At 61.2% G+C, this 22,762-nt stretch carries 24 protein-coding genes; 12 read left to right on the top strand and 12 right to left on the bottom strand.

Features of this window, described 5'->3' with window-relative positions:
- The 9 genes from BFAL_RS06810 to BFAL_RS06770 form a co-directional block, all read right to left on the bottom strand.
- Nucleotides 1–1,573, bottom strand: a 1,573-nt coding sequence (locus BFAL_RS06810; protein WP_055427660.1) for a VirD4-like conjugal transfer protein, CD1115 family, incomplete at its 3' end; no start/stop codon positions are given.
- Complete coding sequence (locus tag BFAL_RS06805) at nucleotides 1,570–2,004, bottom strand: hypothetical protein (RefSeq protein ID WP_055427659.1); 435 nt, start codon at nucleotides 2,002–2,004, stop codon at nucleotides 1,570–1,572. The genes BFAL_RS06810 and BFAL_RS06805, both read right to left, overlap by 4 nt.
- Nucleotides 2,001–2,309 (bottom strand): hypothetical protein, encoded by a 309-nt coding sequence (locus tag BFAL_RS06800; RefSeq protein ID WP_055427658.1) that lies wholly within the window; start codon nucleotides 2,307–2,309, stop codon nucleotides 2,001–2,003. Before BFAL_RS06800 ends, BFAL_RS06805 begins: the two co-directional genes overlap by 4 nt.
- Nucleotides 2,306–3,019, bottom strand: a complete 714-nt coding sequence (locus BFAL_RS06795; protein WP_055427657.1) for a hypothetical protein — start codon at nucleotides 3,017–3,019, stop codon at nucleotides 2,306–2,308. The genes BFAL_RS06800 and BFAL_RS06795 overlap by 4 nt, the downstream gene beginning before the upstream one ends.
- Before the next feature lie 18 nt (nucleotides 3,020–3,037).
- Nucleotides 3,038–4,498, bottom strand: a complete 1,461-nt coding sequence (locus tag BFAL_RS06790; RefSeq protein ID WP_082440440.1) for an antirestriction protein ArdA — start codon at nucleotides 4,496–4,498, stop codon at nucleotides 3,038–3,040.
- Nucleotides 4,495–5,502: a hypothetical protein gene (locus tag BFAL_RS11380; RefSeq protein WP_174514763.1), complete on the bottom strand. Its 1,008-nt coding sequence runs from the start codon at nucleotides 5,500–5,502 to the stop codon at nucleotides 4,495–4,497. The genes BFAL_RS06790 and BFAL_RS11380 overlap by 4 nt, the downstream gene beginning before the upstream one ends.
- A 39-nt stretch (nucleotides 5,503–5,541) precedes the next feature.
- Nucleotides 5,542–6,444 (bottom strand): PcfB family protein, encoded by a 903-nt coding sequence (locus BFAL_RS06780; protein WP_055427655.1) that lies wholly within the window; start codon nucleotides 6,442–6,444, stop codon nucleotides 5,542–5,544.
- Nucleotides 6,445–6,495: 51 nt separating this feature from the next.
- Nucleotides 6,496–7,947, bottom strand: a complete 1,452-nt coding sequence (locus BFAL_RS06775) for a relaxase/mobilization nuclease domain-containing protein (RefSeq protein ID WP_055427654.1) — start codon at nucleotides 7,945–7,947, stop codon at nucleotides 6,496–6,498.
- Complete coding sequence (locus tag BFAL_RS06770; protein ID WP_055427653.1) at nucleotides 7,938–8,342, bottom strand: MobC family plasmid mobilization relaxosome protein; 405 nt, start codon at nucleotides 8,340–8,342, stop codon at nucleotides 7,938–7,940. Before BFAL_RS06770 ends, BFAL_RS06775 begins: the two co-directional genes overlap by 10 nt.
- Before the next feature lie 288 nt (nucleotides 8,343–8,630).
- On the opposite strand from BFAL_RS06770, the gene BFAL_RS06765 reads away from it, so the two are divergent.
- A complete protein-coding gene (locus tag BFAL_RS06765; protein WP_055427652.1) occupies nucleotides 8,631–9,137 on the top strand; it encodes a hypothetical protein in 507 nt (168 codons plus the stop codon).
- Between the two features lie 28 nt (nucleotides 9,138–9,165).
- Entirely contained in the window at nucleotides 9,166–9,498 is a 333-nt protein-coding gene (locus tag BFAL_RS06760; RefSeq protein WP_055427651.1) for a hypothetical protein, read from the top strand.
- 116 nt (nucleotides 9,499–9,614) lie between these two features.
- Here BFAL_RS06760 and BFAL_RS06755 read toward each other — a convergent pair whose 3' ends face one another.
- Nucleotides 9,615–11,174 carry a ParB/RepB/Spo0J family partition protein gene (locus BFAL_RS06755; RefSeq protein ID WP_055427650.1) on the bottom strand — a complete coding sequence of 520 codons (1,560 nt, stop codon included), beginning with the start codon at nucleotides 11,172–11,174 and terminating at the stop codon, nucleotides 9,615–9,617.
- An 88-nt stretch (nucleotides 11,175–11,262) separates the two neighbouring features.
- Nucleotides 11,263–11,880 (bottom strand): DUF4192 family protein, encoded by a 618-nt coding sequence (locus tag BFAL_RS06750; RefSeq protein WP_143249101.1) that lies wholly within the window; start codon nucleotides 11,878–11,880, stop codon nucleotides 11,263–11,265.
- Nucleotides 11,881–12,543: 663 nt separating this feature from the next.
- On the opposite strand from BFAL_RS06750, the gene BFAL_RS06745 reads away from it, so the two are divergent.
- The 10 genes from BFAL_RS06745 (at nucleotide 12,544) to BFAL_RS06720 (ending at nucleotide 21,342) form a co-directional block, all read left to right on the top strand.
- Entirely contained in the window at nucleotides 12,544–13,725 is a 1,182-nt protein-coding gene (locus tag BFAL_RS06745; protein WP_223847560.1) for a sensor histidine kinase, read from the top strand.
- A 16-nt stretch (nucleotides 13,726–13,741) separates the two neighbouring features.
- Nucleotides 13,742–14,449: a response regulator transcription factor gene (locus BFAL_RS06740; protein WP_055427648.1), complete on the top strand. Its 708-nt coding sequence runs from the start codon at nucleotides 13,742–13,744 to the stop codon at nucleotides 14,447–14,449.
- A 245-nt stretch (nucleotides 14,450–14,694) separates the two neighbouring features.
- Nucleotides 14,695–15,378, top strand: coding sequence for an ATP-binding cassette domain-containing protein (locus BFAL_RS06735; protein WP_055427647.1), 684 nt, complete (start codon nucleotides 14,695–14,697; stop codon nucleotides 15,376–15,378).
- Between the two features lie 172 nt (nucleotides 15,379–15,550).
- Nucleotides 15,551–15,679 carry a lasso RiPP family leader peptide-containing protein gene (locus tag BFAL_RS11040; RefSeq protein ID WP_014484606.1) on the top strand — a complete coding sequence of 43 codons (129 nt, stop codon included), beginning with the start codon at nucleotides 15,551–15,553 and terminating at the stop codon, nucleotides 15,677–15,679.
- 54 nt (nucleotides 15,680–15,733) lie between these two features.
- Nucleotides 15,734–17,323, top strand: a complete 1,590-nt coding sequence (locus BFAL_RS10690; RefSeq protein ID WP_082440439.1) for an asparagine synthase-related protein — start codon at nucleotides 15,734–15,736, stop codon at nucleotides 17,321–17,323.
- A complete protein-coding gene (locus tag BFAL_RS06730) occupies nucleotides 17,310–17,582 on the top strand; it encodes a PqqD family protein (RefSeq protein ID WP_055427646.1) in 273 nt (90 codons plus the stop codon). The genes BFAL_RS10690 and BFAL_RS06730 overlap by 14 nt, the downstream gene beginning before the upstream one ends.
- Complete coding sequence (locus tag BFAL_RS11890; protein WP_082440438.1) at nucleotides 17,579–18,004, top strand: lasso peptide biosynthesis B2 protein; 426 nt, start codon at nucleotides 17,579–17,581, stop codon at nucleotides 18,002–18,004. The genes BFAL_RS06730 and BFAL_RS11890 overlap by 4 nt, the downstream gene beginning before the upstream one ends.
- A gap of 215 nt (nucleotides 18,005–18,219) precedes the next feature.
- The gene (locus BFAL_RS10680; protein ID WP_082440437.1) at nucleotides 18,220–18,537 is read left to right on the top strand and encodes a lactococcin 972 family bacteriocin; all 318 of its coding nucleotides are present in this window, start codon (nucleotides 18,220–18,222) and stop codon (nucleotides 18,535–18,537) included.
- Nucleotides 18,538–18,555: 18 nt separating this feature from the next.
- Complete coding sequence (locus tag BFAL_RS06725; protein ID WP_055427645.1) at nucleotides 18,556–20,664, top strand: bacteriocin-associated integral membrane family protein; 2,109 nt, start codon at nucleotides 18,556–18,558, stop codon at nucleotides 20,662–20,664.
- Nucleotides 20,665–20,667: 3 nt separating this feature from the next.
- The gene (locus BFAL_RS06720) at nucleotides 20,668–21,342 is read left to right on the top strand and encodes an ATP-binding cassette domain-containing protein (RefSeq protein ID WP_201780449.1); all 675 of its coding nucleotides are present in this window, start codon (nucleotides 20,668–20,670) and stop codon (nucleotides 21,340–21,342) included.
- 93 nt (nucleotides 21,343–21,435) lie between these two features.
- On the opposite strand, the gene BFAL_RS06715 is transcribed toward BFAL_RS06720, so the two are convergent.
- Nucleotides 21,436–22,761 carry an ABC transporter substrate-binding protein gene (locus BFAL_RS06715; RefSeq protein WP_055427644.1) on the bottom strand — a complete coding sequence of 442 codons (1,326 nt, stop codon included), beginning with the start codon at nucleotides 22,759–22,761 and terminating at the stop codon, nucleotides 21,436–21,438.
- Nucleotide 22,762 lies beyond the last annotated feature (1 nt).

Raw genomic sequence — 22,762 nt, 5'->3', positions numbered from 1 at the left:
TGAGGAGTTTTCGGGCGTTCTTACGGGTGCTGCGCGTCCAGCTGCCGTTGAGGCCTTTGGTTTCGCTGGTTTCGATGACGTCGATGGTCTGGTCTCCGAGTCGGTCGCTGATGTATTTGGTGGTGCTGGGTTCGTTGCCGCCGAGGAAGAGCTGGCTGTCGCAGTTGCCTGCGATGGTCTCCCAATCATCCTTGTAGAGGCTTTTGCCTTGGCTGACGGTCTGGAGGATGATGCTGCAGCTGATGCGTCGGCTTCGTATGGTGGCGATGAGCCTTACGAAGTTGGGGATTTTGCCGATGTTGGCGAATTCGTCGAGCATGCAGTGCACGTCGCGGTCGAGTACTCCGTCGGGTTTGATGTCGGCTTTGCGCACGAGTGTTTCGAAGAGGCATTGGTAGAAGACGCTGGCGATGAAGGAGAACGTGGCGTTGGTGTCGGGCAGTTCGAGGTAGATGATGCGTTTGCCTTGGTCGAGGGTTTCGAGCCGGATGTCGTCGCCGTCGAGGATCCGGCGTACCTCGCGCACTTGGAGAGGTGAAAGGTGGACGCCGGTGGTGATGATGATGCTTTTCTTGGTTTCGCCGGCGCCTTTGAGGAACGTGTTGTATTGGGCGCATGCGAACGCGAGCCCGTCGAGCATGCTCCGGGTCTCCTCATCGTAGTCGTCGGGGTGTTCGCGCATGCGGTGGATTTCGGTTTGGGCTTCGGCGAAGAGCGCATCGATGATGTATTCCTTGTCTTCGTCCTGTTCGCTGGCTCCCATTCGGTCGAGTGTGTCGGTGACTTGGTTGAGGGTGGGGTTGTTTTCGGTGTAGTAGGTCCATGCGATGAGGGCGCATAGGAGTGCTTTTTCGGCGTCCTGCCAGAAGCTGTCTCCGGTTTTGCGGTCTCCGTTGGCGTTGGTGACGAGGTTGTCGGTCAGACGCAGGATCGCGGATTGGGGTTCTTCGGGGTCGATGTAGCGCATGGGGTTGAACCGGTCGGACCGGTCGAGGTGGATGAGGTCGAGCGTGTTGACTTGGTATCCGCGATCGCGCATGGCGTGTTCCGTGTCACGTTTGAGTTCGCCTTTGGGGTCGGTGACGGCCCAGTTCATGTCCACGGACGATAGGTTGGGTTTGACGTAGTAGCGGGTTTTGCCGGAGCCTGATGAGCCGAGCAGGAGCGCGTTGAGGTTGCGCAGGGTGCGTCGCGTGTCTATGGAGAGCCGTTCGGTCGCGGTGAATCGGATGTTGCGGGATTCCACGGGGTCGATGAACGGTTTGATGTCCTTCGGGGTGCCCCAGTGGGCGGAGCCGTGTTCCTCGCCGTTGCGCAGGTTCAGGCGTGCCGTGTACTTGTATGCCCAAATCAGCAGGCCGACTCCCATTGCGGCGAGTCCGCACAGCAAATCGGTATGGTTCGTGGATAGGTGGAATGGATGGTACAGGTCGAGCCAGAATCTGTTCATCAGGTCGATCACGCTCGTGCCTTCATCCAGGTCGGTGCGTATCTGGTAGCCGATCTTGTCGCCCAGCCAGAACAGTGTGAGCAGTCCCATGGCCGCGGGCAGTATGGCCTGTAGGCGTTTCATTGGTTTCCCTTGTCTCCTCCCACGCTGACGCGGTGCTGCGTCATGGTTCTTCGTATGTCATCTCCAACGAATGCTTCGGCCGCTTGCGAAATCCGACTGTTGATGCGGTGTTCGGCGCGGACGCGGATGTTCGTGAGCGTCTGTTCCCTAGTCCATGGCGGATCGTCGGCCGCGGGCTGCATGACGGCGGTGTCCGCTTGCAAAGGCTTATCGCGTCCGAGTGCCGGCTGTCTGTTTCCCGCGTCGGCGGCGCTGGTGATGCGCGTGAGACCTTGGCGGTTCTCGATGGTGTCGCCTCCGTCGCACATCGCGGCAAGGATGCGTCCCACGGGTGTTTCCGCATCGTAGATGGCCGAGTTCCCGCGTGTGATTGGAGTGCCAACGGTTTCCTCGCCTGCATCGATGATCGTGATTGTTCGCGCCGTGTTCACGGGAGTGTGTCCTTGACGCTGGTGTGCAGGGCCATCTCGTCGGCCAGGATGTACACTTCGTCGGCGTTTTCCTCTTCGTGGATGATGCCGTGGACGATGAGTCGTCGTCCCTGCAGTGCGCTCTGTTCGCGCAGGTATGTCGCATGGTCTCCGGCCGCGTGCACGCGGATGATGAGCGGCGTGTCCATGGTGCCGGCGTTCACGGTCAGGGTTGCCGTCGTCCTGCCGTCGCCGTCGGTGTGGAATCTGGCGTCATCGGTGAGGATGCCGCGCGCATAGGCCTGCGGATGTCGGGCGTCGATCATCGGCTCGGCCTGCGTTTTCTGATGGGTTTGTCGATGTTCGGGGCTTTGCCTTGGACTGCGTTGATGGCGTCGCGTCCGACGGCGCGGGCATGGCGGCCGCCTCCGGTGAGCGCGTCGGATTCGGCGCGGGCCTTGGACACCCGAACGTGTTTGGAGGCGAGCGTGTCGAGGGCCTGTTCCCGTGCGGCCATGACCCGGATGCTCCACGGGTCCCGGTAGTCGTCGATCGGCTGGCTGATGCGGGTGCGGTCGGGCAGTTCGTTGCGTCGGGTCTTGCGGTCCACCGGGTAGGAGCGGCATGCGGGGTTCGCGGATTGGATGTAGTGGATTGCGGTGGCGAGGTCGGCGATGCGTTCCTCCGCCGTTTTGTCCATGTCGATGAGCACGCGGCCTTGCACGTGTTGTTCGTCGCATACGGTGCGCGTCCATGTTTCGTAGTCGCGCACGTCAATGGTGTCCCGTTGTTCGCTGTCGTGCTGGTATCGCGTGGCGTCGAACCGGTAGGTGATGTCGTGCGGGTGCACGTCGGCCGACCATTCGGGCAACGGTTCGATGGGGATCTCGCGCAGGGTGACGAGCCGGTACGGTGGTTCGATGTCCCCGTAGGAGCCTTGGGGCTGGAGGATGCCGAAGCCTTCCATGCGCAGCTCGTAGCCGAGGCGTTTGAGTTCGTCCTGCAGTTGCCGGTAGGCGGTGTCCATGGTGGTCATGCTGGTCTCCTCGGCGGCTTATCGGTTGCGGGTCTTCGTCCGGTCCGGTGTGGACGGATGGGCTGTGGGGTCGTCGGCGCGCTGGCTGGCCCGTTGGCGTATGCCGTCGAGCACCGTGTCCCTGCCTTTCGACGTGTTCGGCTCTTCCTCTTTCGCCGATTTGGGGTTGAAGGAGGTGATGGGTGCGGGCAGCGCGTATCCCTGGTCGATCGGGGTGATGCCGTCGGCGGGGTCGAGTTCGCCGGCGGGCTTGGCGCCCATGGTTTCGGCGAGTATCGAGGCGGCGTCGCCGCGCCCGGTCCGGTCGGCGATGATGCGTTGGAGGGTGTCCTCCAATCCGGCGCTGATGTCGGTGGAATCGGCGGGCATGATGCACTGGTAGACGGGTGCTCCCCAGTTCGTCGCCGTGCCGGCGAGCGTGTATTCCATGATGCGTTCGCTGGGTTCGAGCAGTGATTCGAGCCGGAACGGTTCCCGTGCCGGCATCTGGTCGGGATTGGCGTGTTCTGCTGCGTGTTCGGCGACGAGTCGGGCGAACGTGGCCGAGCCTGAGGGCATGTCGCCGTCCAGCTGGTCGGCCACCGGTTTGACGAGGCCTTGGACCTGTCGGCGCAGGGTGTCGCCATCGGTGTCGTTGGCCTGCATGATGCGTTCGGTGATGCGCTCCGTGCCGTCCGATCGCATCACGTTGTCGTGCGTGTCTCCCCAGCGCTCGATCATCCGCATTGCGTCGGGGGTCGACTGCGTCGTGGCGTCGAGGCCGGGCTCGTCGTCGGTGTAGGCGTCGATGATCTGCTTGAGTTCCGTGCCGGAATACCGTTTGGTGTCGGGGATGGTGGCGTCGATCAGGAACCCGTGGTCGGCGAGGGTGACGTTGTCGTTGATGGCGGCGTCGCGCCCGTATTTCGCCACGTCGAAGTACATGCCGTATGGTCCGTCAAGGAGTTTCGCGAGTTCCGTGCTTTGGTTGACGCAATGCCAGCCGTACATCTCGTCCAGGTCGGGCGTGTTCTCCTGCGTGATGCCTTGCGGCGGGTCGTAGGTCATGTATTCGATGTCCTCGGATTGGACGAGCAGGTTCGCCAGTCCGATCGGGTCGTGCACGCCGTTCATATCGGCCGCCAGCCGTACCGCCTCCAATGCTTCGGGCTGGTCTTGCGTGAAGATCCGGGCGGCTTGCGCGAGCGTGTTCAGGGAGTGGAGGTCTTCGTATTCGCCGGGCCGGTAGTCGAGTGCGGCGAGCAGGCCCGTGTATTCGTGGTCGAAGATGCCGTATTCCTCATAGGTGACGCCTCCTTGGCGTCCGATCTCATAGGCTTGCTGCGCGTCGAGCGTCAGTCCGACCTGTTCGGTGAGGAACCGGTTGATCCGCTGCTCGTCCGTGGGCAGGCGCAGCCATCCGCCGATGAGCGTGCCCTCGTTGTATCGTCCGAGGTTGCCTACCCATACGTTGATCGTCAGGTCGTCTTCCGCCATCATCGGCTCCTTGTCTGTGATTGCTGTGATTGCGTCCGCGTTCTTGCCGGCGTGGTGGATGGTGTTTGCGTGCGGCGTTCGGCCCTGTCCTTGATGGCGTCGAGTGTCCGGCTCTTGCCGGCCTTCCGGGATTGCTCGGCCGCCGGTTCGGGGTTTTCCGGGCCGGGTGCTGCTGGTGGTTCCTCGCCGGTTGGGGTGCCGGTGGTGGCGGTGACTGGTTTGTTTTCGGCGTGCTGCCTCGCGTAGGCCATGCGTTGCGCTTTGACGGCGCGGCACAGCTGCCATGCGTCGTCGATGCGCATGGTCTCTCGTTGCTCGCCTTTGCCGCGCCACAGTTCTACCGGTTCGCCGGGTTTGAAGCTGACGGTCACGTCGCGCCCGTTCAGTTTGGCGTCCCGTGCATGGTCGGTCAGGAAGCGGTCGAGCTGCCATCCGGTCAGGTCCACGCCGCGGATGCTGGTGCCCTGCGGTATCGCCACGCGCATCTTGTCAAACATGCGCCCGTCCTTGGAGGTCATCCGGTACAGGTGCACGTAGCTGTTGGGGAAGTTCACGCGCGGCCAGATCTCCCTTGTTCTTCCACCGGCCGCGGGTTGCGCCGTCTGCTCGCCGCCGGGCCGGCCGACGGCCGTCTCGTTCCGTTTCGGCTCCGGGGCCGGAGTTCGCGCGTTTCCGGTCTGTTCGGGCTGCCATCGCGTCGGCGTCTGCATGGCGTCGGGCGTGTTCCATGATCGTGCGGCCTGCGTGCGGATGCGTTGGGCGATCTCGTCGGAGGCCTGGTCGAGGTCCGGCGCAGGGAAGCTGATCGAGGCGTCGGGCCATGCCTGGTTGTGGCGTCGGATCGCGTCATCGACGACCATGCGGGCGACCTGGCCCAGCCGATTGTCCTGCGGCATGCCGGCGGCCGCGTATTGCTCGCCGCGTCGCGCGATGTCCGCCAGGGCCTGCCGGTCGTTGTCGATGAGGTTGTCCATGAGCCAACGCGCGTTGGCTGAAAGCTCGGGCATGGCGATGTTCCTTTCCGGTCATGGTCGTCGCGCATCCGTTCACCGGGTGCGGGTGCGTTGCTTCGAGGGCGCGGTGCGGCGTTGCCCTTCGATGCGTTTGCCGGCCCGCGTGCGGATGTCGTTCAGGGTCTGCTGCTTGGTTTTGGGGCGGCGCACGCCGCCGTCCGGGGCGGGGATGTCCATGCGGTTCCAGTCCAGGCCCCGTGAGCGTGCGGTCAGGGTTTCGATAGTGTCGGCGATCCGTCTGGCCTGGCCGGCCGGGTAGGTGAAGCGCACCGTGTCGTCGGCGACCCGTTGCGTGTGGTGGGGTATGTGGAGCCGGTCGAGCTGGTCGGTGATGATCGCGGCGTCACGGTCCCAGGGCACCGTGCGGAAGTCAAACCGGCCGTTCGATGGCGATTCGGCGTCGAAGGCGAGGCGCAGCGCGTCGTCGGAGGGTTCGAGGAACGGATTCGGCTCCTCTCGTTCCGGTGCCGGCATTGTCTCCGTGGCCGGCCGTGCGGGATCGGCGTCGCCGGGTTCGGGAGTCGTGGCGGTCTCCTGCCGGGCGAGTTCCCGGTTGAGGCGTTCGACGATGCGTGAGACGACGTGGTTGACCTCGTCGGCGTCCTTGCCTTGGAAGTGGAGGAAGGTGCGGCCGGTGTCGCGGTCGTGCTCGATGTGGAAGGTGATGCCGGCCTTTTTCAGGTCGTGTTCGAGCTGTCGGGCGTATCGTCCGGTGACTTCCTGCACGTTGATCGGCTCGCCGGTGCGGTGCAGGGTCTTGCCGTCCACCTTGCCGGTGGTCCTGATACGCCGTAATGTCTCGCCGGTGGCGTGCACGCCGATGCCGAGCAGGTGCAGCGCCTTGTCGAGCCCGTATTTGGTCACGTCGATGATGACGCGCGTGCCTTGCTCGCTGACGCGCATCATGAGTTCCTGTGCCTGGTCCTCGGCCGCCATAGGATTCTCCCGTCATCCGTCGTGGTTCGTTGCGTTCCAGCTTCCGCCGGCTCACCGGTTCCTGCGGCGGACACGATGCCCGCCATCGCGGCGTTGCGCGCGCCGTGCGCCGTCGGAGCGTTCGGCGGTTGGCGTGGTGCGGGCGATGAGCCGGCGCAGGGCGAGGGCGTCGGAGGCCAGGCCACGGGTCTCTTGCTCCTCGATGGCGAGCTGGGCCTCCAGTCCCGTGGCGTCGGCTCCCTGATCATGGTTGTCGGCGATGAGCGCGATCAGGGCGCGCATGTGCTTCGCGTTGAGTTCGACGGAGTCGGTGAGTCGGCCGAGCGTCGCCAGCCGGCCGTCGCCTTCGTCGATGACCTGGGCGAGCACCTTGAGCTCGCGCAGGCTGTCGGCGAGCCGGTCGCAGGCGATTGCCTGACGCAGCGCGCGCCCGTTCACGCCGGTCAGGTCCCGGCCGTCGAACCGTTGACGGCAGTAGTCCTCCAGTCGCAGCGTGGGCCGCGCGAACCATGCGTACAGGCCCTCGCAGTCCGTTGAACGTGCATAGCCGCCGTTCTCGTCGGTGAGCACCTGTCTGACGTCGTCGGACAGGTAGGCGTGCCAGATCCTTCCGTCACGCACGAGCCGGTCGCACGGTATGGACAGGCGCAGGCGTCCGTGCGTGCCGGGCACCCGAACGGTCACCGCCGTATCCGTCCGACGGGCGATCATGGCCTCGTGGAAGGTGATCTCGCTGAGCGTGCGCCGGTGGATCTTGCCCATGATGGCGAGCATGTTGTATGCCACGCCCAGTCGCCGGTCTCGGATTCCGCGGGTCTGCCCGCATGGCGTGTAGGTGATGCGTCCGCCGCGCACGGTCGCGTTGACGCCGAGCGTCGCGAGTTCGCGGCGGAAGCCCGCGAAGTCATGGGCGTTCATGCAGGCCGTGTCGATGCTGGTGCGCAACCGGTCCTTGATGTTGCCGCCTCTGGCGCTCAGATGGAGTTCCCCGATCGACGGGGCCACGCGCCCGGACCGTTCCGGCATGAGGGTGTGCAGCCCGTATTCGCGGCATAGCCGGTCGCTGATCTTCCGCCATTCGCCCAGGGTTCCTTTCCTCAGACGCAGGGCCTTGCCCGTGATCCGGTCTGCCGGGCAGATGAGGATGTGGTTGTGCATGTGGGATCTGTCGGTGTGGGTGGCAATCACGTAGTCGTGCGTGCCTCCGGTGATCTCCCGGACGAACCGTTCCCCGATCAGATGCGCCAATCGGGGCGTGACCTGGTCGGTGGGATCGAACGATTGGATCACGTGCAGCGCCAACACGGCCCCCTGCCGGCGTGAGCCGCCTTTCGTGGCGTCCAACGCACATTCGAAGCCTCGGGCGATGGACTCGGCGTCCGTGATGTCATCGCCGACGGTGGTCGAGGCCCACCGGTAGCCGTCGGTCTTGGCCGGGTTCGTCACGTAGGCGATGCTGCGGGCAAGCGTGCTTTTGATCTTGCCGATCTTGACTACAGCCATTCGGGCACCCCTTTGGGGTCAACGTCGGTCTCCACCCGGATGCGCAGGCCCGCGACCAGCCGTTCCGCCTGGCGCAGCTCGTCGAACACGCGCGAGAGCATGGCCAGGTCCGTCTCCCGCGTGGTGTTCGCGTGACGGGCGATCTGGTTGACGTTGTTGCCGATCCTCGCCAGTTGGGCGCTCACGTCATGCAGGTTCGCGGGCACGGTGATGTTGACGCGGTGGGCGCATCTGATCCTGTTGCGGGCGAACGCCATCCATCCCACGGGCCTGAGCCCGGCCTGGATGCGCTGACGGTTCTCCACTTTGAGCGAGTCCGCCACCCACCGCCATTCCTCCTCGCTGAACGTGACCGCCTTGCGGATCGTCCTGGAACGGTTGCCTTTCCAACCCATCGGCGCCTCCTCATATCGGGTTCCACGGGTGTCCCGCGATCGGCCCCGAGCCTCGCGGGGCCGCGCCGGTGTACGTACACCGGCGATGCTTGCTACACACCAACCGCCCCTCCGGGGAGGGGATGGTTGCGCACCGGTCAGTTTCGCCTTGGCGCCACGCCATGCGCGGCGGACTTCAGGTCACGTTTCGCATGCCGACGCCGGTTCCGTTTCGTGTCCGCCGGCATCATTGCCGGCGTCGTTCTACGATGCGGGGCAGTGAAGAACAATCACCGTGAGGAGACCGTCATGGCGAAGCCGAGGGAACGCAACCGGGCGATGCGCGCCATCGCCGACAACGCATTGGATGCCGAGTTGGAGGCGCTTCGGCGCAAACGCGGCGAACTGTCGCGTTTGGGTATCCTGCTGGACGATATGCGCTGGGCCGCGGAACGATTCCGTGACGCCGCCCAATCGTTCTGCGACGACCATCACATGCCTCGTGCCCAGCTCGTGCGCACGCTCAGGATGGAGCCAAGGGAGACGGGCATGGCGTTCCATGCCGTCACGCCCGACTACGGGCAGGCCAATCCCGCCGATAGTCACGGCGAAATCCATGATGGCGAGGATTTGTCCCTCGAATCCGACGGCCGACCGGCATCCGCCGTCGATACGCCGGAGATTGCCCTGACGGAAGACAACGCCGCAACGGCGAATGCGGCCGATGCCGGTGATGCCGGAGAATCCGGTTCGATTGGATTGGACCCGGAGGGATTGCGATTCGGTTTCCCGCGTCCTGGCGGCTACGCTGGATGACATTGGCTACATACGGGAGGTGGCGGCGATGCCGATGCTGCTGGTGATGCTTGGCCTGTCGCTGGCGACGGGCGTGATACGCATGCTGATGCGTGGCGTGGCCTCGTGCCTTGCCCTGTTCGCGCACCCGTTGCGGCTCGTGGTGTTCCTCGTGAACTCCGTGTTCACGGCGTTCGCCATGCTGTCGGGATTGCTCATGCTGGCGTTCCTGCTCATGCATTTCCTCGCCGGCTCGGACGCTCCGGCATTGGACGGCTCGTTCGCGTTGATCGTCGCCACGTTTCTCACGGCCGTGCTTGCGAGCATGCTCATGGATTGGTGCGACGCGCGGCTCCGACGACGCTCCTCCCGCCACGGCTGAACGTCACCCGCCGCCGCTTGGCTCCGGAAGGCGCGGGCGCGCATGCGCCGTCACGTTTCGCCATTCGCGCCCGGACGGGGGCGGAACCCGTATTCCGGTTCCGCCCCGTCCGTCGCTTATTCGGCGTCGTCCGGCTCGCCGGATGCGTCGTCGGCTTGCGACGCCCCATCGTCGTCCGGTTCGCTGTCCTGCCCTATGCCGGTATCCTCGCCATTGTCGTCGTCATCGATTGGTACGAGGGAGCCGTTGAGGGCTTCGGCTTCCGTGTCCGAGGTGCGGTAGCCGAGTGTTTCCAACGCCTCGTACAACGGTGCGGCGTGTTCCGCGATGGTCGCCGCGTCACGCCACGTTTCCCAGCTGACGCGCTCTTCGGCCAAGGCGTAGAGCAGTCCGAACGCGGCCCGTTGCGGGTCGCCGGCAATCATCGCGGTGACGGACTCGCGTAACGGGTCTTCGGCCTCGTCCTCCGGCTTTGCATCATCGGCGTCGTCGCCCGCCGTGCCGATGCCGGTGATTTGCTCCCAGACGTCCTCGGCATGACTGTTCCATTGGTCGAATCCCTCGGTGAGCGTATCGAGCGCGAATCTCGCGGACAGCAGGGCGACGGCTTTGCCGATGCCCTTCGGCTGGGATTTCAGTTCCATGAGATGCGTCACGAACGCGATGCGCAAATCACGGCTTGCCCGCGCGAACTCCTTGGCCGGTGCCGTCTCGCGTTCCTCGCGTTCCCGTTCCTCGCGCCAACGCGCCTCACGCGCCTCGCGGGCCGCGGTCTCGGCCTCCTCGTCCACGGTTTCGTACAGGGCGATGCCGCGCGCCCATGACGCGCCTTCGGCCCGCACTCCAACGACGGGCGTGGCTCCGTCATGGGAGTCGCGCCATGCGTCGATGGCCTTGGCGATGTCGCCCGTGGTCAGCATCGTGGTGCGACGCAATCCCTTTGGCGAGTCATACCAGTTGTCCGTGTTCGGCTGTTCGTCGGCCGCGTCGATGCCCATGCGTTCCAATTCGGCTCGCGCCGTGTCGAGCCATTCGCGCCATGTTCGCTCCTGCCGGGCGTGCTTGACGGCCATGTTCCAGTTCTTGCCGCCTGCCGCCTCGGCGAGCCGTTCCTGAAGGTCTGGATGCCGGTCGAAGTCGGCGATGGTCTCCCAGTCGTCGATGCTCAGCTGGGCCGTTCCGGCCTTGCTTCGCGCGTTCTCGCCGATGGCGGCTATCTTCAGGCGTCGGCGCACCAATGACGTGGAACGGCCGGTGCGTTGCGCTGCCTCGTCCACGCCCACGCCCAAATCGAGAAGCCCCTGATAGCCGTCGGCCTCCTCGATGACGGTCAGGTCGGCGCGCTGGCTGTTCTCCACGAGCATGAGCTCGCGTTGCTCCCGTTCCGACAAATCGGCCACCACGGCGGGTACCCGGCTCAATCCGGCGAGTTTGGCGGCGGCGAGGCGGCGATGCCCGATGACGAGCAGGTAGCGTCCCTGCGGCGTGGGAGTGACGAGCAGGTTTTGCCGGATGCCCTGCGCGCGTATCGAATCCGCGAGTTCCGACACATCGCCCACGTCGCGGCGCGGGTTCGCGGGGTTCGGATCGATAAGTCCCACGTCCAGCATGACGATGTTCGATTCCTCCATGCCTTCGTCGGCCGATACGGGACGTTCGATGATTGCGGTTTCCATGATTGTCTCCTTGAAAAAACAGATGATTGGGGATTGGCTGGGGCTTCCGGAATCGGAAGCCCCAGCCAGATGAATCCACGGCCGACGCTCAGTGGCGGCGGCGTTCCGTCCACGCGGGGCGGATGCCGTGTTCGCTGGCCGCGAGCACGAGGGATGCCAACGAGCAGTCGTCGTCCAAGGCCAAGGCCTTGAGCGCGCGCACCGCGGCGGCGGTCGAACGGTCGGCCATCCACAGCAGGTACGCGCACGACGCCATCGGCTGTGCCTTGTATCCGTCCGGGGCGTCGGCCGTCACCGATTCCAGCAACGCCGTCGCGCGTTCCCCGCGTCTCGTGTCCGGCTGGTAGGCGGCGTCCTTGAACGCCCGTGACAGTTCGCGCATGACCACGGCCGCCGACTCCATCGAATGCGGCTGGGCGTACAGCATGTGCAGTTCGCCGCCGCCCATCTCGCGCAAAGATGCGAGTATCAGCGCGTCCCGCATGCTCAGGCACTCGGTCATCAGCACCGCCAGCGTGACGCGCTCCTCATGGGAGAAGCCTCCCTCGTCGCGCGACAGCAGGCCGTTCCACCTGTCCATCAGGGGTGCGAACCACTTGTCGGCCGCTTCCGCCGGCCCAAGTTCACGCCGGTCCTGAAGGAACCCGTCGCGTACGCGCTTCGCCAGTCCGGTTCCCGTCGTGCGGGTGTCCACCATGTCGTTCATGTCCATCGGTCCTTTCCGTGTGGTTTCCATTTCGGACACCACCCGCCTGCCATGCGCGCAGGCGGAGAGACCGGAGGCGTGGACCGCGACGATCCGGGCAGTAGCGAAGACGGCATGCTGGTCCGCCGTCGCAGCGCAGGCACGGGAGCGGCGCGGGACACGGCGCAGGGAACGCAGACGGAGCGCATGGCATGCTGGTGGTGGCCGCAAACCCCTCGTCAGATTCCGCGCGGCCCACCGCCGCGAGCATGCGAGCGGCCAGACAGCACGGTCATGCGCGCAGCGCATGGACCGGGGCCGCGTTCCCGCGCCGATTGCGGAGAGTATGTCGAACAGCCCCGCCTGGAGCATTCTCTCCGCAAGCGGAGAGGGAAGTCCGCGATAAGTTACTGTCATCCGTAGATGTCAAACAGGAGCCCAGTCATGGACATGCGAGCCTCAAATCGTAGATAATGGGAAAGCTGTATTCTCGGACAACGAAGAAGGCGTAAGGTGCAGGTTGCGAGGAACCATCTCATTATGGGCTCACGCCGGGGTAAGTCATCAGATGGGAGACAAACGTTAGCCGTCACCCCGCGGGATCGATTGATCCTATGGCTTCGTCAGCTCAAAGGGGAACGCCTGCTTCGTTTCACGACGACTCTGATCTGCATCGTTGGCACGATGGGCGTGCTGATCCGCGATTATGTGAAAGAGCGGATGGCAATCGGCACAGGATATTCGTTTATCCGGTTCCTCAACGAGGGAGCGGGAATATGGTACTTCCTTATACTGCTAGTTTTGGGAGCCATAAACGTGACGTTAAGGTCCAGAAGCCCCGTGGCGTTGCTGGCCTTGGAATTCATTGAGCTCTCTCTGGGCGTCCTGTTCGGCGTTGGTCTGCACTCATACACGCAGGTCGCGCTTATCTTGGTGCTTTATCTGTGCATTCGGCTTCCTTTGTATGTTCAGGCCATGTGCGATCTGGCCATGATCTGCATGATCGCAATGCAATACATCTATCCCTCCTATCTGCAGCCTCAATATTTGGCGTTACTGTACTCCGTCGCTTTGGCCGGCATCGCATCCTCACTGTTGTCCATAGCGTGGGAACGGCGAACGTCGAATAGGCTGCTGTCCGAGGCACGGCGAAAGACCGCAATGCTGGCGGAGGAAAAGAATCGTACGGAACGGCGCCTTCGCATGGCCAACGAGCTGCATGACAGTGTCGGTCATGGATTGACCTCGATTATCGCGTTATCGCAGGGAGGTGAGGACTGCATAAGGAATGGCGGCTATTCCGCTTCGCAACTGGCTGATGTCTTAGCAGAGATCACATCGATTGCGAAGGACAGTCTGACCGATACGCGCCGTATACTAAAGGTCTTCAATGAAGAGGAATCGCAGCCGTCTTTGGAACAGGTCGGTCTTGACCCAGTGAATCAGGATGACATCCTGCGTTTACGGGATTGGGACGATATCAGACCCGTACTGGAACACATACGCTCAACCGGAATCATCGTCGTGTTCACCGAAACGGGAAGACGCGTCGAGGACCCCCGCCGTTCGGATTTATGCTTCGCCGTCACTCGCGAGGCACTGACCAATGCCCTTCGGCACGGCGCGGGACTGACCCGCATTGCCGTCTCCTGGAATCATTACCGTGATGGCGGAACAGCAATCACGATCCGCAACGATGGACACGTCTCCGGACACGACACCACCGGCGAGGCATCCGGTCAAAGCAGGAAGCCGACAGGTGGAACCGGACTGCAACGGCTCTCCCAACGCCTTGCGAAAATGGGCGGCACCCTGTCCTATGGGCCATACGGCAATGGCTGGGCGGTCAAGGCACTAATCCCCTGAAAGAAACGGAAGAACCATGAAGGATGCAAGAGACGACATCATCAAGGTCATGCTGGTCGATGACATGCGAGGGGCGCGCACCGGCTTCATGATGATGCTGAACAACGATCCGAACATCATCGTCAGCTCCCAGGCCGTGGACGGCGCCCAAGCAATCGAGTTCCTACGGCAATCACCGCAGCAACTGCCTGACGTGATTCTGATGGACGTGCGCATGCCCGTCATGGACGGCATAGAGGCGACGGGCATCATCAAGGAGCAATTCCCCCAAATCCAGATACTGATCCTGACCACATACGATGAGGACGATTACGCCTTCGACGGATTGGCGCGAGGGGCATCCGGATTCCTGCTCAAGGATGCGACCCCCAAACAGCTACGTGACGCCGTACACGCCGTGCATAACGGAGATGCGGTATTGACACCGAGAATCACCGGTGAAGTACTCAATCGCGGGGTTCGGCCCATATCGGACAACACCCGCATCAAGCTGCTACGAAGCCTATTCGACGGACTTTCCAAGCGGGAACATGAAGTCGCGGAACTCGTGGCGGCAGGCTTGTCCAATCAGGAAATCGCGGAGCGCCTATTCATCGAAACGACATCGGTACGACGCACGGTAAGCCGCATATTGGCCAGAATGCACATGCGGGACCGAGTCCAAATCGCCATAGCTTGGTATCAATCGGGGCTGGACCAAATAACAGGCAGCAAACCAGCATAAAAATCACGATATTCATCTCAACGATTGTGGTGTTTGTCATCTTCAGATGACAAACACCACAATCCTTTTATTGGAGAATAGAGCAAACTGGTTAACTGTCTATGTCCGTCGCTCAAGCGAACGGAACAAACCTAGCATATATCACGTCACTTTTGCCATCCCCTAAGATAGGGCAGTATCCAAAAACCGTTAGGGGGGGGGGACTTCGATTATTGCGGCTCGGGTCAATCGAAGAAAGGAAAACGATGTGCCAGCTGCCCGATTCGGCTTCACCCATCATTGCGTTTGAGAACGTCTCATTCAATCATGCCGGTCGCGAATTGCATGGGATCACATTTGCCGCCTATGCAGGTCGAGTCACCGTTCTGATGGGGCCACATGACGCCGGCAAAACAACTGTTCTCCGGATGCTGTTGGGACTGGATATCCCGGATTCCGGATGCATATACACCTGTGGCAAACCCTGTGGCACATCCCGTATACCCAAAAACGTTGTGAATGCAATGCCCGAAGCCATTTCACTATCCCCGTATTACTCGGTCGGAACCTATCTTCGTTGGAAGGCGTTCTGGGCCGGAACGTCTGATTCGCTTCTTGACGGGATTATTCACATGACCGAACTGCAGAATCTTCTCACCGTCAAGCTCCACGATCTCGCTCCAATCGATGTCCTCAAAATGCGATTCGCCATAGCTCTGCTTCCCAATCCCAAAGCCCTGATCGTAGATGAACCGCTCCAGGCACTCGATCAATCGGGCACGAATTGGATCTGCGAGCAGATACGGAAGCAGACAAATCGTGGCGTTGCGGTGCTCATCGCATCCGAACCGGACGGCAAGCTGAAGCCGATTACCGATGATGTTGTGGTACTGGATAAAGGCACCGTGGTAAAAGAGGGTTCCCGCGGCCAACTCTGGAAGGAAGACTGAAAAACGCCAGCAGATCGTCCGATTCCCCATAGATCCATGTGTTTGGTGTTTGTCATCCGAAGATGACAAACACCAAACACATTCTTGGATGTACTATCCAAATCATGTTAACTGGAATGGCATGCACCGACATGCAATCCGGTTCCATATCCAGAACACGAGGAGAACGAAGATGAAGGATTATGTGCCTCCTGCCGTTGAGGTCATCGCATCATTCAAGGAAGCAACCAATGGCGTATGGTTCGGCAACTATGTCGATGTTGGCGGCGCCAAGGCCCCGTTCCCTTGGGGATCGAACTGACCGAAACCCTGCATATATTGATGATCCCTAGCTGTATCAGGATAGGGAAACGTGATGCCGTTTACGTATAAGAACCCAAACCGTACCGTGATTGTCCGCGGCGGGAAGCCAACGGACTGTTCGAAGCTTCCCGCCTCCATCAGCATCAATGACGAGGGAACATGCGTCCAAGTTCCTCTGCTGAGTGGCGATCGCATGTTCTGGATCGTCTCCGAAGATGAAGTGCTCCTGTCGGACAGCGCCTCCCGACTTGCAAGCATCACGAACGCCGATCTTGACCTAGAACGCATTGTCATGGATCTGCTGCCTTCGCTCCCTGACAGCCTACGAGGGGACAAATCCCCATGGAGGAACGTACATTCCATACCTGTCGCAACCATACTGCACCTCGACAAATCCAATAGGCCGCGATATACGAGAGCGGAACCTTCACCCATAAAACATGTTTCAAACGGCGCAATTCTGGCATCGCTAAGGAGCAGTTTCCTGACGATCGCGGATGAGTGGCGCAATGAGGCACTACTATCCGCCGATGTGTCCGGAGGAGTGGATTCCGCCGCCATCACATACATCTTCGCCAGCGAGGGGGTTCGTATGCCCCTGTATCATGAAACACCCGACGATCCAATGAATCAGGATTCCCAATGGGCCGAGCGAATCTCCGAGGACGTTCGGATGCCACTCATCAAAGTCGGCCGAGTCGTGGATGGAAACAGATCATTCGAACCCGCAGCCGAATACCCCAACAACGAGATACCTGAAGAACCGATCTACTGGAGCGATATCGAAGGCTATCTCAGCCGAATCTCCGAAATGGAGGCAGGCACAAGCCGTATCCATGTCACAGGTTTCGGAGGAGACGAGCTGTTCGCATCTATGCCATCCTCATCTTGGAGCTGCCTGCGGGAACACCCACTGCGACTACGAGACATCCGAAGACAATACAGCGCCGATTACCGAATCCCACCCCATCAGGCAATTCTCGATCTGACCGATAACACCGATCTGTATGAGGAATTACGGTCATCGTTCCTGGACGCGGAACAAGGTCATAACCATCGCTCCTCGCCTTGTGGATGGCACGATGTCATACTCATTCCCGAATTCCTGACCACAAAAGCCAGGGATATCCTATATAGCGCTATTGAATCACAATTCAAACACGCCGACATTCGGCCATTGAGCCCCGACCGAAGCCGTCATCAGGCGCTCTATTCTCTGTCAATGCAGGCACGAATGCTCAATCAGGTTAATCGGACGTTCGCCTCTGACGACATAACGTTCCGCTCCCCCTACCTGGACCATGGGATCGCGGACTATGCGCTATGCGCCCCAATCAGTGCACGCACCGAAGGAAATCTACACAAAGCCGTATTGTACCGGGCACTCAAAGGCATAGTCCCCGAAACGATATTCCGGCGTCCCGTCAAAGGCGATCACTCATATTCACTGTATCTGGCCTGGCAACGCTCGAAGGACTCGCTGCTCAACTCAATCACCGGTGGAGAGCTGGACGAAGAAGGATTGATCGATATGCCAGCCATACGGCGTCGAGCTTCCATGCCGATGCCTGACATCACGTTTCTGTTCGAAATGCAACGAGTCGCGGCAGTGGAAAGGTGGCTAAGACATGCAAACCGATGACACGATGGCGAACACCAGCCTGAAGGACCAGATATCTCTGTATCCCAAAGAGGGAGGGGCAATCGTATTCGTCAACGACACCGGCGAATACCTGCAGATCAACGAAATAGGCCGAATCATCCTCGACGGTCTGATGCACGGCAAAACCGTCGAGGATTGCACGAATGAAATCGCCGAAGAATATCGGGCTGACAGACAAATCATCGTCCGGGATACGGAACGATTTCTCGCCGATATGGGGAAGCACGTGCGTTTATGAGCATCCCTCTACAGCCGGAAGCAATCACACGAGTCAACTTTCACGACCGCCTGGTGGCGCTGATTGCCATCATTATCGGAAGACAGATGGAACGACAACGAATCGGAGAGTTTTGCCGTCAGCTTGAAACGTGGTCCGAACGGTATCCGCCAGCCGATGCCGACATGGCGAAGCGTTACCGCAACGCCGTATGTGCGGTAAGCCGCAGATGCCGCAGCCAGCAGGGTTGTCTGCTTCGGTCTCTCTCCACAGCGGCGGCATGCCGCATATCTCACCGATCCGTCACATGGTGCACCGGATTCACCGATCGTCCCTTTCGCGCACACGCCTGGGTCGAAGTCAACGGCACACCCATCGGCGAACCTGATGCCATCGGACAATACATCATCACCAGATCTAGCTCTGCACGAAAGAATCAATGACGCAACAACTAGGACACCGACCCTCGCATAAAGAATTTCCATGCACAAGATGAAGTTGTGGCTGCCATTTGTCATCTCAAGATAGCGAGATTGGGGGCTTCATGTCATCTCCAGATGTCAACGAGCTTGCTCGTCATTGCCCGTCGCATTCTCGCTTAGGACAATAGTTCTTACGGAGTCGAAAAGAATTCGGCCTACTATAGAAAGGGTCAAAGATGACCGATAAACATCGACGTGTCAAAGCAATGGCTGCTATCGTTCTAGCGGCAGGACTATCTCTGGGAGCCACCGGGACAGCAATGGCGGCTGTCGTACCTGCCGGTGGTGGAACTTGGAACTACGGAATCATGGATTTCGGTGAAGGCTATAACTGGTCAAACTATCGTCATCCATCTGCTCTTCACGGTTCCAGTGTAACCGGTGATGTCGGACTTGTCCGGTCAGAATGCGCAGTGAAGAAGCAGTGGTCTACCGCGACTGCTTATGACAGCAATCCCCTTCGAATCGATCAGGCATATTGGAGATATTGCTAATCGAGAATTGATTAGGTGATGCCGCAAAACGGCATCACCTTTAATGAGTTTGAGGAGGGTGCCATGCGCAGCGGGTCCATTCGTCTGGCGGTGTGGATTGCGGCGTTTGCCGCAATGTTGGGTTCGTTTCTGCTGTTGAACGCGCTGGATCTGTCGGGGCCTCTTATGGTACGGGCCACTGTGCAGGTATCGGGGCCGTCACCGCAGGTCAGGAGCGAGGCGACGGTCGGTGTGATATCCGAGGTGGCGCTGGCGGACAGGGTCAATATCGTCAAAAGCGTCGCCGATGTGCGGGATCCCGGTGGTGCTAGACACTTGTATGTCGCGGTCGGCAATCCTGCCGGTGACGCCGCTTCGTGGATCGGGCACGGGTATCCGTCGTTCAACGTCTCGATGCGGACTGTAGTCGGCCGGATGGATGAGTTGGCCACTTCCGATCCGCGGGGAACGTATTACGTGTTCGACGGGCCCGCCGCTTCGGCCGTCGACCTGCAGCAGAAACTGCAGTCCCAGGGGTACCGGGTCCTTGTCAAGACGAGTTTCGTCGGTTCGTATGCGCAATGGGTCATGTCGAGGCCCGTCGGGGTGGGACTGGTCGTCGTGCTGCTGTTGTGTGCGACGTTGGCGGGCGGTTTCTCCCTGATGAACGCGAAGGGATACGCGGTGCAGCGGCTTCAAGGTTCAGGCCCGTTGATGATGGTGGCCCGGGATGTCAAGGCCAATGCGGTTTCCTGCATGTTGGGGGCATGCGTTATCAGCATTGTGGCTTGCTCTCTGGTGGCAGCGCACAACCATGGGGCCCAGTGGGGCCTGTTCGGCATGCTCTCGGCCGCGATCTTCCTAACCATATGCGTGGGTCTGGCAATCGCCTATGGAGTGGGATTCATAATCGCGGCCGCGCAGCCCCTGTTGTCCGCGGTCAAGGGGCGGCTACCCCGCAGACTGCCTTCCATCGCGGTGTACTGCGTGCGCATTCCGGCGATATTCATCACCATATGGTCGGTGACGTTGTTGTTCACCGCCGTGGGGAATATGCGCAACCAGTGGCAGGCCCAGGAGGCGTGGCGGGGCGCCGGCGATGTGGCGCAGGTGCATCTCAATCCGAACATGTCGACGGACGAGCAGGACGCGTACAGTCGCAGGACCGGCGAATGGCTGGAACACGCCGAAGACGAGGGGCGGATGATTCTGGCCCATGAGGACGACCTGCGGTTCATGGCGCCCACTGAGGGCGACGGGGAGACAGCGTCCAGCACGGTGCTGCTGGTCAATGGCAACTATCTGCGACACCAGACGGTCAGGGATGACAAGGGGCGTCGCCTGACATCCGGCTCCAAGGCGGTGAAGGTGGTGATCCCGTATGATGCGGACGCGGCGGCCGTGAAAGCGTACGAGAAAGCGATCGACAGCTGGGCGCGATCCCATGCGTCGGCCTACGGCGTTCCGGTTCCCGAGATCGACTATGTGCGCGGCGAGCGGGGCCAGCGGCTATTCGGCTACGGGTCAGCCCTGCCCGACACGCCCACCTTGTTCGATGACGCGCTGATTGTTGTGGTCGACAACGGCAGCGGACTGTTGTCCTTCGACGATTACGCGGCGTATGCCAGCCAGGGCGATGCACTGCTGGATGACGCGCAGTACGCGATCACGTCCTCAAGGCAGGCGGGTCTGGAGGACTTCATCCTTGCCGTAAGCGATGCCGGGCAGAATGCCGCGACGCATTACGCGCAGCTCAGATCGGATCTGGTCGTCCACGGGTACAACGTCATGATGTCGGCCGTCGTCCTCATCGCCTCGGCCGTGGCCATCGCCCGAATCAGGGTCCGCGAGCGAGCCCAGACCATCTTCGCCCGGTACATCCACGGATGGTCCTTCGCGAGAACCCATCTGAGCCTAGTCATCGTCGAATCGATACTGGCGATCATTCCGTCCATATGGTTCGTGTCGCAGGCCGTTCTGGCCGCGCGCCGGTCCACCGTCTCGTACGCTCAGAACAATCCGCTGCTGCTCGACGGGTATCAGCCGCTCATCGCCGTCCTGATCGCCATGACAAGTCTCGCGGTCTGCCTGCTGTCCACCGCCGCATACGTGCGCGGCAACGTCCGAAACCATGCTAGGGAGGAGTAAACGATGACCACCGCATTATCCGGCCACATGCCCGATCGCACGCCGGTGAGCACACGGCTTGACGTCCGGGGCCTGTCCAAATCCTTCGGCGATCACCTGCTGTGGAAGGACCTCGGATTCTCGGCCCATTCGGGACAGATGATCGCTCTCACCGGACCATCCGGATCCGGCAAGAGCACACTGCTGAACTGCATCGGCCTCTTGGAGAAGCCGGACGGCGGCGCGATAGAAGTGAACGGGAGAGACATCACCCGATACCACGCGCACGGCGCGCGAATGTTCCGCAAACACACCCTGGGCTATCTGTTCCAGGACTACGCGCTCATCGACAACGCCACCATCGAGGAAAACCTGAACGTCGCCCTGCCACACCTCCCGTCACGGGTAAGGAAGACCACCATCTCCCACGCCCTGCAACGGGTCGGTCTGGCCGACCGCCAAAGGGAGCTGGTCTACCAGCTCTCCGGCGGTGAACAACAACGCGTCGCACTGGCGCGCCTCATCGTCAAACAACCTGAAGTCATTCTCGCCGACGAACCTACCGGTGCTCTCGACCACGACAACGCCGACATGGTCATCCACACCCTGCGCGACATGGCCGGCAACGGCGGCATCGTCATCATCGCCACCCACTCCGACCACGTAGTCGAATCATGCGACTGGAGCATCCAACTTTAGTATTCCTCCCGTTATAATAACGGGAGGAATACTAAACGAACAAGATAAGTCATAGCCAGCGCTATAGCTATCTCCTGAAATCAGGGAATCAAATCAATGGATGATGAAACCTTGATCTTCGGCGTAGAGTTTCAGCGCCTTTTGCCACTTGTCAGCGGCAGCCTTGAAAGTCTCCTTGCCGGAGAAGAATGATCCCATATTGTCGTTGTAGATGGAGCGGGCATAGGGTTCGAAGGGCAGGAACTCCCATTTGCCGGTGACGTCCTTGGCGGCCTGGGAGAAGACCTCGTTGTATTTCTGGCCGCCGAAGAACTCGTTGTCGCTGCCGTCGGCGTTTCTGAGCGTGGTCTTGGCGAGGAAGTCCTTCTGGTTGAGGGTCTTGGTGGTGGCGGGGAAGCTGCCGTTGGATACGCGGGCGTCGATGCCTTCGTCGTTGGTGGTGACGTATTCGACGAACTTTTTGGCGGCGTCGAGTTTGCCGTCGGGGATCTTCTTGGTGATGGCCAGTCCGCTGCCGCCGTATTCGCCGTTGATGGGCGTGCCGTCGATGGTGGGCAGGAGGGCTACGCGGAATTTGCCGGTGGCTTGGGGCACGCCCTGCAGGAGGTTGTTGGCCATCCATGCGCCGCTGATGAGGCTGGCGATGGAGCTGTCGCCCAGTGACTTCATCCAGTCGTCGGTCCAGGTCTTCGTGTGGACGTCGATCAGGTCCTCGTCACGCATCTTCTGCCAGAGGTCCATGAACCGCTGGGCGCCCTTGTCCTTGGTGATATTGATGGTCAGTTTTTCGTCGTTGAGTTTGTAGGCGTGGCCGCCCATGGCCCACATCATCGCGTTGAACAGGCCCGCGTCGCCGGAGTCGGAGGTGATGTAGGAGCCGGTGGCGCGGATCTTCTTTGCGTCCTCGTAGAACTCGTCCCAGGTGGTCGGCGGTTCGCTGATGCCGGCCTTGTCGAACACGTCCTTGTCGTAGAAGTAGGCCATCGGGCCCGAGTCGGCGGGCATCGCGTACAGGCCGCCGTTGATGTTCACGGAGCTCCAGGTGCCGGGGGTGAACGTGTCCTTGAGCTTGACGGTGTCGTAGATCTTGCTCAGGTCCATGAGCGTGCCGGAGTGCACGAACTGCGGGATGGCGAGGTATTCGATCAGGGTGACGTCGGGCAGGCCGTTGCCGGCCTGGGCCGCGTTGTTGAGCGCGGTGTAGGTCTCCTCGGTGCTGCCGACGTTGCTCACCTTCACCGTGATGTCGGGGTTGGCCTTCATGAAGTTTTTGGCGGCGCGATCGATGCTGGCGTCCCATGACCATACCGTCAGTTCGGTCTTGCCCGAGCTTGTGGTCGTGTTGCCGCATCCCGCGAGCGGGATGAGCAGGGCTCCGATGGCGGCCGTGGCTATGGCTGCGCGTGTGGTGTTGTTCATG

The organism is Bifidobacterium aesculapii (assembly GCF_001417815.1).
Classification (GTDB): Bacteria; Actinomycetota; Actinomycetes; order Actinomycetales; family Bifidobacteriaceae; genus Bifidobacterium; species Bifidobacterium aesculapii.
This window is presented reverse-complemented; position numbering and strand designations above follow the sequence as displayed.